The sequence below is a fragment of the uncultured Nonlabens sp. genome (assembly GCF_947495285.1).
Classification (GTDB): Bacteria; Bacteroidota; Bacteroidia; order Flavobacteriales; family Flavobacteriaceae; genus Nonlabens.
Genome location: NZ_CANLXZ010000018.1, coordinates 20,237 through 32,772 on the forward strand (window position 1 = coordinate 20,237; position 12,536 = coordinate 32,772).

A 12,536-nucleotide genomic window follows, 5' to 3' on the forward strand; every position below is an offset into this window, starting at 1 on the left:
TTGCAAAGATTACCAATTTTTATGCCTTTATGCCTTAATGGATACACAAATTTCATACATTCTTGCAATTGAATCATCTTGTGATGACACCTCTTGTGCCGTTCTTAGAAATGATCACGTATTATCTAACGTAGTCGCTGGTCAGGAAGTACATAAAAAATATGGCGGTGTCGTACCAGAGCTAGCTTCTAGAGCACATCAGTCTAATATAGTTCCTGTGGTAGATCAGGCATTATCACAGGCCGGGATATCAAAAGAAAATTTAACTGCTATTGCTTTTACCAGAGGTCCAGGACTGATGGGAAGCTTATTAGTAGGTTCTAGTTTTGCAAAATCATTATCTCTAGCACTAAATATTCCACTTATAGATGTCCACCATATGCATGGACATATACTAGCGCATTTTATTAATGAGGATCAAAAAACTCCAGATTTTCCATTTTTAGGTATTACTATAAGTGGTGGACATACGCAAATCGTAAAAGTTACAGATTATCATGATATGGAGGTAATAGGCACCACTCAAGATGATGCAATAGGAGAGGCTTTTGATAAAAGTGGTAAAATTCTAGGGTTAGGATATCCAGCAGGTCCTCAAATAGATAAATTAGCCCAAGAAGGTGATCCTAAGAAATTCTTATTTCCTGTTCCTAAAGCGCCCGATCTTAACTACAGTTTTAGCGGCTTTAAAACAGCTGTATTGTATTTTATACAGAGAGAGGTGAAAAAAGACCCTGATTTTATTGTAAAAAATCTAAAAGATATATGTGCTAGTATACAGTACACGCTTATTAAAATTCTTTTTCAAAAAATTGAAAAAGCAGTAAAACTAACCGGTATAAAATCTGTTGCGATAGGTGGTGGTGTTAGTGCAAATTCAGGTATTAGAGCCCAACTTTTATCTTATGAAAGTAAAGGATGGAATGTATTTATACCTCCATTTCAATATACTACAGATAATGCTGCGATGATAGGTATATCGGGATATTTTAAATATTTAGAAGGAAACTTTGCAGGCATGGAAGTCACTGCTTCACCTAGAATAAAAATGTAATGCAATTATTTTATTTTGAAAATATTACCCAAGACACTACTGTTCTTCAGTTAGATAAAGAACAAGCGCGTCATATGACTAAGGCTCTACGTAAAAAAGTAGGTGATACTGTCCAGATAACAGATGGTGCGGGAAATCTATTTAATGGAACTTTAAATCTGGTTACTAGTAATAAATGTAATATAGATCTCGCTTTTGCGAAAGCGTACCCTCAACAATCTCCTAGACTACACGTAGCAATTGCTCCTACTAAGATGAATGACCGCATGGAATGGTTTCTGGAAAAAGCAACAGAAATGGGCATAGCTTCTATTACACCATTATTGTGTGACCATAGCGAGAGAAAGAAAATAAATCTAGAAAGGTATAAAAAGATAATTGTGAGCGCAATGCAACAAAGTAATCAGTTTTACTTACCTCAAATCAAGGATTTAACAGCCTTTAATGAGTTCTTAAAAAACCCAGTGACTGATAAAGGTGTGAGATGCATCGCACATTGTGAAGAGACAGATAAAAAATTATTGACCCAAGCAATTAATAAAAATCAAGATCTAACCATTATCATAGGTCCAGAAGGTGATTTATCAAGTAGGGAAATAGAAAAAGCGATTAACGCAGGTTTCTTACCTGTATCTTTAGGAACTAAAAGATTACGTACGGAAACCGCAGGGGTTTATGCTGCAGCTGTTTTTAATAGTTTTATTGAACAGTAGCTATAGATGCTGCTACTACAGTCATGTTTTCATCTTGTAATAAAAGAGCAACCTTAAATTTATTATTTTCATTAACCATACTCGGTAATTCAAAAGTTAGAACACCTTTTTTTACACTAGTTTTAAGAGGTACTTTTTTTAAAACTACATTAGGATTTACTAGCGTCATGTTCATGTAAGGATTTTTGTTTATATCTATTTTAAACGAGTCCATTAGTAATAATGCATAAGCACTAGAATAATTATGATTTTTGTCAAGGTCGTAAAACATTTCTATAGCTCTACCATTTCTTAAAGCTGTAGGACTTAATAAAGGCTCTGTGGTGCTTTTCTCTTTTAAAGAATTGTTGAGTAATCTTATGTTAGTACCGTCAAATTGAGTCTTCCCATTCACCACCATTTGTGGAGTAAAAGAAGGTTGTTCTAACTTGTTCTCATACATACGTTGATAGTCCGTGTGTGTAGAGTCAGAGAAGATGTCCTTCCATCCTAGACTATTCCAGTAGTCCACGTGATAGGAGAGGAGTATAACATTTTTATAATCCTTTATTTTATGAGCCACAGCATCTGCATTGTTACAAGTGTAGCAACTTTGAGAAGTGAAAAGCTCAATAACGACAGGGTTTTCCTGAGGTGAAAACTGAATAGGTTGCGAGCTGTTTTCAATATGTTGAAATGCGAGCATACAAAAAGCTACCGATAAACTAATAATGGGTAACAGTATCTTTTGAGAAGTTGTTATGTTCATAACAGGGGAATTATGATGTGTTCAAATATAAAGAATTAACGTTATCGTAACAATTTTATTTTATTTTTTTTACCTAAATATTAATTCCATTTAATAAGAATTGTGATATAAGTTTGTATTTTGCTTACTTATGAAATTTTTCACTTTTATTTTATTTTTGTTTTGTAGTTTATGCAGTAACTCTCAGCAAGTTGCTGTTTTAAAATATAAGGGAGGTGGTGACTGGTATTCTAATCCTACTGCTATGCCTAACCTGGTACAATACTGTAATGAGAATTTAAAAACTCAATTAGATAAAGAAGTTGCCACAGTAGAAGTAAGTAGTATTGATATTTTTCAATACCCTTTTATTCATATGACAGGACATGGAAATTTTGTTTTTAATGAAGGAGATGTTCAAAATCTTAGAAACTATTTATTAAGTGGTGGTTTTTTACATATAGATGATAATTATGGTATGGAGCCTTATGTTAATAAAGAACTCGTTAAACTTTTTCCGCAACAGGAATTGATAGAATTACCATCTACACATCCTATTTTTCACAGTTATGTAGATTTTCCAAAAGGTCTCCCTAAAATTCATGAACATGAAGGTCAGCGACCACAGGCCAAAGGTCTATTTCATGAAGGCAGGCTAGTCCTTCTTTTTACCTACGAGAGTGATCTAGGTGATGGCTGGGAAAGTCCAGAGGTGCATAACGACCCACCGGCGGTGCGTAAAAAAGCCCTAGACATGGGCGCAAATATTATTAAATACGTTTTTACCAACTAGATATGAGCAAAGCAGTACATTCTAAATCCATTGCTTTTGGTATACTAAGAGCGATAGGTGTCATCTTAGGTATCCTGGTATTACTTTGGTTCTTATGGGAAATCCAGTCGGTACTTGCTTATATAGGTATAGCAGCTGTTTTTTCTCTTATAGGTCGACCTATTGTACTTTTATTGAGAGAAAAATTAAAATTTAATAACACCATTGCGGTTATTATAACATTGCTCTTTTTATTTATGATTATCGTAGGTATCGTCATGATGGTTATACCAGTTATAACAGAGCAAAGTGAGAATTTGAGTCAGATAGACCTAGAAGAGTTACAGATTAATATAGAAGTACTCAACGAGCAAGTAAGTAATTATTTTGGTATTAAAAGGGTGAATTTATTAGAGCGATTACAAAAAACCGATTACTATCAGGACTTTAATATGGATCTTATTCCTCAATTTGTAAATGGATTTTTTGGCACGCTAGGCAGTTTTGCCATAGGTCTATTTTCTATACTTTTTATATCGTTTTTTCTACTTAAGGACAGCCGTCTTCTCTTAGAAGGTGTTTTAGTATTTTCTAAAAAAGGTAATGAAGGCCAGTTTTTAAGAGCCTTTACAAAGATTAAACATCTCCTGTCACGTTACTTTATAGGTCTGGTGTTTCAAGTATTGATTCTATTTGTTCTTTACAGTACTATTCTATTTATAGTAGGTGTAGAAAACGCAATTATCATTGCTTTTTTCTGTGCATTATTGAACCTAGTTCCTTATTTAGGTCCTGTCATAGGTTATGTGCTTATGTCAGCATTTGTGATAAGTGATAATCTAGGATCTGACTTTTCTGACGTTATTTTACCGCAGTTAATCATTGTATTTGTAGGATATGGTGCCGTCCAGACCATTGATAACTTCTTAAATCAGCCCTTGATTTTTGGGAAAAGTGTAAAATCACATCCCTTAGAGATATTTATTGTTATTTTAATAGCAGGTATTGTGTTCGGTATATTAGGTCTAGTACTTGCTGTGCCTACTTACACAGCGATTAAGGTGATCTCAAAAGAATTCTTGAGTGAATATAAAATCGTTAAGAAACTGACTCAAAACTTATAGATGAATCTTAAGGTAATTTTACCAGAAGTAACGGAATATTTAAGATCGTGTTTGCATGAAAACGCAGCGGCTTTTATGCTCAAGAAACATCCTTTTAATGAGGTAACTACCCTTGAGTTGACCCAACAATTAATAGGTTTACAGAAAGCACGCAGTAAATTTTTATCATTTTTTGAGAACGACCAGATTATTTATCCTCCTAAGGTAAATCTAGAGCAAACCAGTTCACAAGCTACGGCGGTTTATAAATCTCAAATAAGTAAGATCGATAGTATGATAGATCTTACTGGTGGTTTTGGTGTTGACGTTTCCGCTTTCGCGAAAGCGTGCCCAACAACAACCCACGTAGAATTATCTAGCCAGTTGCAAGAGTATGCACAGCACTCTTTTAAAGTACAGGGTCTTCAAATAAAATCATATTGTGCAGACGGACTGCAATTTTTAAAAGAAAATAGTTCCCAGTATGATTTAATATACATAGACCCTAGTCGCAAAACAGCGAGCCATTCAAAGGCAGTGCTTTTAAAAGATTATGAGCCTAATGTGGTAGAAAACCTTGAGTTTTTATTAAAAAAAGGTAAGCAAATCATGATTAAGACCTCACCCATGCTGGACATAACAGCTGGACTACAGCAGTTAGAATATGTAAGGAGCCTACATATAGTCGCAGTTAAGAACGAGGTAAAAGAATTGTTATGGATTCTAACAAAAGAACAGGTAGGTACACCGGTAGTTAAGTGTGTGAATCTTTTAACAGAACAACCTGTATTTGAATCTGTAATAAAGTATAAATCGATAGGGCGTTATTCTAGGCCTTTAAAATATTTGTATGAACCGAATGCTGCGGTAATGAAATCCCAAGAATTTGACGCGATCCTAGAACAATATCCATTGTTAAAATTAGATCAAGATGCTCATCTGTTTACTTCAGAGCATTTAATAGAATTCCCAGGTCGTGCATTTGAAATCAAAAGTGTAAATGATAACAAGCCTAAAAAAATTAAAAGGCTTTACGGTAAAAGTGCAAGAGGAGTTGTGACGCGCAATCACAAAGAGTCTGTAGCGCAATTACGTAAGAAATACCAATTTTCAGAGCATGAAACCGATTACTTGTTTTTTACAAGTTCTGAAGAATTGGGCAGTATTGTGATTGAGGTCATTAAATTATAGTTCTTTTTTGTAGTTAAATGTGAACTTATATGAACATTTTTTATAGGAAGTGATTTTGTTTTAAAAAACTTGATAGGCATTATGTTCTATATAATTCTTCAAATATCTTTTTTATCTTTAATTCTATAGCTCACTATAATAATGCTTAGAGCAATGACATTAATGGTGTCTTTTTTAAAATATCTATGATTATCTTCACAAGCTTTTATTTGTTTAAATACAGATAATTAGATTTTCAGTTAATAAATACTCCACTACTCAAAGACTCAAAAGCTTAACACTCCCATACTTTTCAATTACTTTTGCATTCTTAAAATATAATCATGATCACAGTAGATAATCTTGCCGTAGAATTTAGTGGTACCACCTTATTTAGCGATGTCTCATTTGTAATAAACCCTACAGATAAAATAGCTTTAATGGGTAAAAACGGTGCAGGAAAATCTACGATGATGAAGATAGTCGCAGGTGCCCAGAGTGCAACACGCGGTCATGTAAGAGCACCTAAAGATGTAGTAATTGCATACTTGCCACAACATTTACTTACTGAAGATGATTGTACTGTTTTTGAAGAAACGGCCAAAGCGTTTAAGCACGTCTTTGAGATGAAGGCAGAGATGGATCATCTTAATAACGAGCTTACTGTTAGAACTGACTATGAGAGTGACGAGTACATGAAAATCATAGAAAAGGTAACAGAATTAGGAGAGAAGTTTTATGCTCTAGAAGACGTTAACTATGATGCCGAAGTAGAAAAAGCTCTCAAAGGATTAGGTTTTAAACAAGAAGATTTTACCAGACAGACTACAGAATTTAGTGGTGGATGGCGCATGCGTATTGAGCTTGCTAAGATCTTACTTCAAAAACCAGATTTGATATTACTCGATGAGCCTACTAACCACATCGATATAGAGTCGGTGATATGGCTAGAGGACTTCTTAGTAAATAAAGCAGACGCTGTTATGGTGATTTCTCATGATAGAGCATTTATTGATAACATAACAAACCGTACTATAGAAGTAACTATGGGACGTATTTTTGATTATAAAGCTACCTATTCTCATTACTTAGTACTACGTGAAGAACGTAGAGCGCACCAAGTAAAAGCGTACCAAGAGCAGCAAAAATTTATAGCCGATAACATGGCTTTTATAGAACGTTTTAAAGGAACATATTCTAAGACTAATCAAGTTACCTCTAGAGAGCGCATGCTAGAAAAACTTCAAATTATCGAGATAGACGAAGTGGATAATAGCGCCTTGAAACTTAGTTTCCCACCATCGCCTCGTTCTGGTGACTATCCTGTTACGGTAAACGATGTGTCAAAATCCTATGGAGATCACGTAGTTTTTAAAGATGCAAATATGTCTATCGCTAGAGGTGAGAAGGTATCTTTTGTAGGTCGTAATGGAGAAGGTAAGTCCACTATGATTAAGGCTATTCTTAAAGAAATAGAGGTAGAAGGGACTTGTGAACTAGGTCATAATGTAAAAGTGGGATACTTTGCACAAAATCAGGCAGCGTTATTAGATCAAGATTTGACTATTTTTCAAACGGTAGATGACGTTGCACATGGCGATGTAAGAACACAGATTAAAAATATATTAGGTCGTTTTATGTTCAGTGGTGACGATCTAGAGAAAAAAGTAAGTGTACTTTCTGGTGGAGAAAAAACCAGACTTGCTATGGTAAAATTACTTCTAGAACCGGTTAATTTATTAATTCTCGATGAGCCCACAAATCACCTAGACCTTAAGTCTAAAGATGTGCTCAAAGAGGCGTTATCTACATATGACGGTACGCTTATTCTCGTATCTCACGATAGAGACTTCTTACAAGGGCTATCAGAAAAAGTATTTGAATTTAAAGAGCAGCGTGTGATAGAACACTTTGAAACTATAGATGCATTCTTAGAACGCAATAGAATAAAAAGTATAGCAGATATTAATTTATAGAAATTCAAAATTAATCTCTAAGAAAAGGACCTGAGATTTAAACTAAATCTCAGGTCCTTTTTCTTTATTTTAATATTCCCACTGACGTAGCTTATTTAATTCTTCTTGAGCTTCTATTTCCTTTAAAGGGACTACTTTTAAGAAGGACTGGTGTTGTTCTATAGCATACTCTAGTTGTTCTACAATCTTTTCTACGCTATCGTTTTCATAATCTATTTCTAGCGGTTCCTTGATCACCATAGATTGTAAAATATTACGTTTTTTAATGCGCAAACCTTTCTTATCAAAACTCCTACGGAAACCATCGATAACCACCGGGACTACTACAGGTTTATACTGTTTTATAATATGAGCAGTTCCTTTTCTAATAGGTTTAAAGGGCTTTGTAGTTCCTTGCGGGAAAGTGATCACCCATCCATCTTCTAGAGCGATACCTATATTCTTTGTATCGTCTGGATTTACAGCGCGATTTACTTCTTCACCTTTTGCTCTCCAGGTTCTTTCTACAGTAATGGCGCCAGCATAAGAAAGTATTTTAGGCAGTAAGCCACTTTGCATAGTTTCCTTGGCAGCTACATAATATACATTTAGCTTAGGACTCCATAAGTAACCTATGTTTTTAATGCTGTCATCACGACCTTTTAAAGCGGCATTAAAGACATGAAACATGCTTACCACATCAGCAAAATAGGTTTGATGATTAGAAACAAATAGCACACCTGTTTCAGGTAGATTTCTTAAAATATCACTTCCTTCTATCTCCATCTCATTAAAGCCACGATAGCGTCTGTGCGATAATGCACCAGCAATACGTATGAGCCATTTTTTGAGAAATAATATATGACCGAAAGGATTTTTTTTAAATAATCCCATGTAGTTTTTTAATTTTAGGCGAATTACAAATATAGTAATAGCTTTTTAAACTATTGCATTCTATTTAAAACCTGCTGTAATAAAAAGATCTTTGATTTCTTGCAGCATCATAGCCGTTGCTCCCCATACCATAACTTTGTTAAAATAAAAACAAGGAACTGTTGCGTTTTTCATATAGCTGTTAGACAGTACGGTAGTAGAGTTGTTTTTAGGATCGATTAAACTCTCCAGAGGTATTTCTATCACAGATTTTACTTCACTTAGTTGAGGTGTGAATGATAGTTCCGCTTTCGCGAAAGCGAGATAAGGAAAAACCATGTAATTACTAGGCGGAATATAGATAGAGGTTAAGGGTCTTATTATATGTTGCTGCTTCATTAATATACCTATTTCTTCTTCAGTTTCTCGCAGTGCGGTGATGCTATTATCTGCATCTGTGGGTTCTTTTCTACCTCCAGGAAAAGCTATCTGACCACTGTGTTTACCTGTAGATTGCGTGCGTTCTATCAGTACAAAGTAAGGGATGTCTTTTTTAGGGTAAATCAACATCATGACAGAGGCTTCTTTATGTTCTTTTTTTTCTACAGCAATTTTCTGTATTTCTTCTAGGCGTTCTACCGCAGCCATTTTAAGCTGAGATTGTGGCCCTGGAAGTGGTAATTTCTTTAGTTTTGAAATCTGATTTAAAAAATCCTCAAATGAAGTCACTAGTATTGATTTTAGTAGTTATACTATTAAGTATCTCTTGTAAAGATAGTCCACATGTGGTAGATATCAAAAATGTAAAAAAACAAGATACGGTTAAGAGATTAACTAGAGCACAGCGTATTTTAGAAAAGACGTATAAGAAACAAATATCAACTAGTGGTGATACTTTGCTTTCTTATATACCTCAAGATAGTGTTCAAGTGTTTTTTACTCGTTATGGGATAGAAAATCCAGAAACTAAGGTGCGATTATTAACGACATATGGAAACATAGAAATGGAGCTATTTACAGAAACGCCTATCTATAGAGCCAGTTTTATTTACCTAGTAAAGAATAAATATTTTAATGGCACTTTTGTGCATAGAGTGGTAGAAGGTTTTGTTATACAGGCTGGTAATAGTGATGAAACGCTGCCTTCTTTAAAAAGAGCCAGTGCAGGAAATTATAAACTAGAACCACATTTTTTACCTTACCTGCGTCATGAAAGAGGTTCTTTAAGTAGTGCAAAACAATGGGTTAATAATCCAGATAACTGGCACGATCCATTTGACTTTTTTATCACTTTGAGTAAATCCCCACATTTAGATAATGAGCATACCATATTCGGTAGAGTAGTAAAAGGTATGGAGGTGGCAGACGCTATTTCTAAAGTTGAAAAAGATGACAGTGACTGGCCTAAAAATGATATTTTTATAGATATGGAAATTATAGATTAGGTTATTGTGATGTCTAGGTCTAGAAAAAAAACACCCCTTGAAATCTTTGATTTCAAGGGGTGTTTTTTAAATTTTAGATAAATTCTAGTATCTGTAAACTATGGCGTTTATATTCATTCCTGCACCTACACTAGCAAACATGACTACATCGCCTTTTTCTACTTTGTGTTGTGGCATTTTATCATGAATGACGAGATCCATAACAGTAGGAACGGTGGCTACAGAGCTGTTACCATATTTATGGATAATCATAGGCATGATATCCTTAGGAACCTCCATATCATAAAGCTTATAGAATCTATTTACTATGGCTTCGTCCATTTTTTCATTGGCCTGATGTATAAATATCTTTTTAAGATCTTTGATATCTACACCTGCTTGTTCCATAGCACTCTTCATGCCTTCTGGTACTTTGGATAACGCAAAATTATATATGCGACGACCATACATTTTTATGTACTTGGTCTTATCTTGTAATTCTTTATTATAAGAAGTTTCATTGAATATGAAAAACGCTTCTTCTTCTGTATAGGTTGCTGTAGCCTGTCCTATGATACCATGCTCATTATTACTAGCTTCTAACACTGCTGCACCAGCACCGTCAGAATATATCATAGAATCTCTATCATGTGGATCTACAACTCTAGACAAAGCTTCTGCTCCTATAACGAGTACTTTTTTAGCAAGTCCTGATTTTATAAAAGAATCTGCTTGAGTAACACCTAGAATCCATCCTGGACAACCGAATAATACATCGTATGCAATACAAGCAGGGTTTTTAATACCTAGTTTATTTTTTACACGACTGGCTAGACTAGGGACCATATCGCTAGAGCCACCATCAGAGTTCATGTCACCATAGTTATGCGCTATGATTATAAAGTCTAATGTCTCTGGATCACAACTTGCATCTTCTATTGCTTTTAAAGCAGCAAGTGTTGCTATATCGCTAGTAACAAGCTCGTCACTTATATACCTGCGCTCTTCAATTCCAGTTATAGCAACAAATTTTTTAATGATAGTAGAGTTATCGCTACCGAAAGAACTACCATCATTATTTAAGAATTCATGATTCATGAACTCTTCATTCTTTCTAACTACATCGGGAATATGACTTCCTACACCAGTGATTTTTGCTCTCATTAAACTGTTTTTCAAACTTAGGAATAACAAAAAAAGTGATTTATGGTGTTCATTCCTAATTATTATCTACGGAATATATGGTAAATTTTATTTTGTTAAGAATCAATCAAAGAATAGGTGTTTTTCTTGCATTATATATAATGCGATGAATAGTAAACTAGCTTGTTTTGCTTATTTTTCTTTATTCTACAGATGAACTAAAATGTATTGGACTATGAATTATTAGAGTTAAGAACGGTACCTATATATGTAAAAGTAGTAGTTTTTTAATCTAAGAAATAGGATCCTTTTTTTAGATGCTAACATTATATTTGCAAAATAATTCAAGAGACCTGAAAAATTTTATAATCATATTTAATGCTTATTTTATTTGCATTGCGACCTATGTACTACGTGGGTCAATTTGTGTTTTATGGCACGAACATGGATTATATAATAGAGAATTACTGTGTAAACAAAGAACGACCACAATTAAAATGTGATGGTAAATGTTTTCTTGCTAATAAACTTATCGCAGCTAACGACTCTGAAACAGATGACTCAAAAAGTGTAGAAGCACATGCTTTTTTCCCTGTGTTTTTAGAAACTCCACAGACGTTACAAATAGAAAGTGACGTCATTTATAAAGATCACTCTATTAATTTCTCTTATCAATTATTATACAGTTATAACTGGTACGAGGCTCCTTTAAAGCCACCTATATCATAAGTTTATTTTTCGTATTTATTACTACAAAGACTTTGGACGTGAGTCTTAGATCTCGTCTACAATAAACTTAAAAAATGAATTTTTCAAAAACTATAGGAGCACTAGCTCTAAGTATCGCTATTATATCATGTTCATCTGACGATGACGCAATGGAAAACCTATCTAACCAGACAGGAGAACTTACTGTTAAGTTTGATAATGCTGTTGGTAATCAGGATTTTATATTTGACTCTTCTTATTCTAAATCTAATGGAGAATCCTTTAAACTAGAAACACTTAAATACATCGTTAGTAACATCAAGTTAACTGACGAGAATGGAGTGGAATTTGAATACCCAACTAGCGATAATATTTTTATTATTGATGAGGCAAATGCAAATAATGCAGGTGAAATTTATGTAGAACTTGATAATGTACCAGCTGCTAACTATACAAAGATCTCCTTTGGAATCGGTGTGGATCAGACTAGATTTGCTCAAGGTGCTGCAAGTCAGGGAGATTTCTTGACTACCGCACAAGATGCAGGTATGTTCTGGTCATGGGCTTCTGGTTATAAATTTATGCGTCTAGATGGAACGTATTCTGACGCTACCGTAACAGATCAACCACTCAATATACACATGGGTAGTGTAGGAACGTCTCTAGATAACTATAGAGAAATCACTTTAGACTTACCTAATACATCAAGAGTAAGAGAAGATTCTCATGGTGAGATTCACCTAGTAACAGATATCCTTCAAATTCTAGATGGAGCATCTTCATTGAATTTTTCAGATGGGTATGACCAGGTACATACTAATCAAGTAGAAACTCCTATCATCGCAAATAACTTTATGGGTAGTTTCAGTGTAGATCACGTACATAACTAATATT

The 12,536-nt window shown here is 34.3% G+C and carries 13 protein-coding genes; 9 read left to right on the forward strand and 4 right to left on the reverse strand.

Going from position 1 to position 12,536, the window contains the following annotated elements:
- The first annotated feature begins 37 nt into the window (after positions 1 to 37).
- Positions 38 to 1,054, forward strand: a complete 1,017-nt coding sequence (gene tsaD, locus Q0838_RS08945; protein ID WP_298953750.1) for a tRNA (adenosine(37)-N6)-threonylcarbamoyltransferase complex transferase subunit TsaD — start codon at positions 38 to 40, stop codon at positions 1,052 to 1,054.
- Complete coding sequence (locus Q0838_RS08950; RefSeq protein ID WP_298953753.1) at positions 1,054 to 1,767, forward strand: 16S rRNA (uracil(1498)-N(3))-methyltransferase; 714 nt, start codon at positions 1,054 to 1,056, stop codon at positions 1,765 to 1,767. The genes tsaD and Q0838_RS08950 overlap by 1 nt, the downstream gene beginning before the upstream one ends.
- Here the strand turns inward: Q0838_RS08950 and Q0838_RS08955 are convergent.
- A complete protein-coding gene (locus Q0838_RS08955) occupies positions 1,754 to 2,515 on the reverse strand; it encodes a DUF1223 domain-containing protein (RefSeq protein WP_298953756.1) in 762 nt (253 codons plus the stop codon). The genes Q0838_RS08950 and Q0838_RS08955 overlap by 14 nt on opposite strands.
- Before the next feature lie 130 nt (positions 2,516 to 2,645).
- Between Q0838_RS08955 and Q0838_RS08960 the strand changes: the two genes are divergently transcribed.
- The 4 genes from Q0838_RS08960 to Q0838_RS08975 all read left to right on the forward strand — a co-directional run bounded on the left by Q0838_RS08960 (position 2,646) and on the right by Q0838_RS08975 (position 7,515).
- Positions 2,646 to 3,287, forward strand: a complete 642-nt coding sequence (locus tag Q0838_RS08960) for a DUF4159 domain-containing protein (protein ID WP_298953757.1) — start codon at positions 2,646 to 2,648, stop codon at positions 3,285 to 3,287.
- 2 nt (positions 3,288 to 3,289) lie between these two features.
- Positions 3,290 to 4,390, forward strand: coding sequence for an AI-2E family transporter (locus Q0838_RS08965; protein WP_298953760.1), 1,101 nt, complete (start codon positions 3,290 to 3,292; stop codon positions 4,388 to 4,390).
- Positions 4,391 to 5,560 (forward strand): methyltransferase, encoded by a 1,170-nt coding sequence (locus tag Q0838_RS08970; RefSeq protein ID WP_298953763.1) that lies wholly within the window; start codon positions 4,391 to 4,393, stop codon positions 5,558 to 5,560.
- Positions 5,561 to 5,883: 323 nt separating this feature from the next.
- Complete coding sequence (locus Q0838_RS08975; protein WP_298953765.1) at positions 5,884 to 7,515, forward strand: ABC-F family ATP-binding cassette domain-containing protein; 1,632 nt, start codon at positions 5,884 to 5,886, stop codon at positions 7,513 to 7,515.
- A gap of 69 nt (positions 7,516 to 7,584) precedes the next feature.
- On the opposite strand, the gene Q0838_RS08980 is transcribed toward Q0838_RS08975, so the two are convergent.
- Positions 7,585 to 8,388 (reverse strand): 1-acyl-sn-glycerol-3-phosphate acyltransferase, encoded by an 804-nt coding sequence (locus Q0838_RS08980; RefSeq protein WP_298953767.1) that lies wholly within the window; start codon positions 8,386 to 8,388, stop codon positions 7,585 to 7,587.
- Positions 8,389 to 8,448: 60 nt separating this feature from the next.
- Positions 8,449 to 9,096: a CoA pyrophosphatase gene (locus Q0838_RS08985; protein WP_298953770.1), complete on the reverse strand. Its 648-nt coding sequence runs from the start codon at positions 9,094 to 9,096 to the stop codon at positions 8,449 to 8,451.
- Between Q0838_RS08985 and Q0838_RS08990 the strand changes: the two genes are divergently transcribed.
- Positions 9,087 to 9,812, forward strand: coding sequence for a peptidylprolyl isomerase (locus Q0838_RS08990; protein WP_298953775.1), 726 nt, complete (start codon positions 9,087 to 9,089; stop codon positions 9,810 to 9,812). The two genes, Q0838_RS08985 and Q0838_RS08990, sit on opposite strands and share 10 nt — an antisense overlap.
- A gap of 84 nt (positions 9,813 to 9,896) precedes the next feature.
- Here Q0838_RS08990 and Q0838_RS08995 read toward each other — a convergent pair whose 3' ends face one another.
- The gene (locus Q0838_RS08995; RefSeq protein WP_298953778.1) at positions 9,897 to 10,955 is read right to left on the reverse strand and encodes a 3-oxoacyl-ACP synthase III family protein; all 1,059 of its coding nucleotides are present in this window, start codon (positions 10,953 to 10,955) and stop codon (positions 9,897 to 9,899) included.
- Positions 10,956 to 11,312: 357 nt separating this feature from the next.
- Between Q0838_RS08995 and Q0838_RS09000 the strand changes: the two genes are divergently transcribed.
- Complete coding sequence (locus Q0838_RS09000) at positions 11,313 to 11,663, forward strand: hypothetical protein (RefSeq protein ID WP_298953782.1); 351 nt, start codon at positions 11,313 to 11,315, stop codon at positions 11,661 to 11,663.
- Positions 11,664 to 11,737: 74 nt separating this feature from the next.
- Positions 11,738 to 12,532 (forward strand): MbnP family protein, encoded by a 795-nt coding sequence (locus tag Q0838_RS09005; protein ID WP_298953784.1) that lies wholly within the window; start codon positions 11,738 to 11,740, stop codon positions 12,530 to 12,532.
- Positions 12,533 to 12,536: the final 4 nt, after the last annotated feature.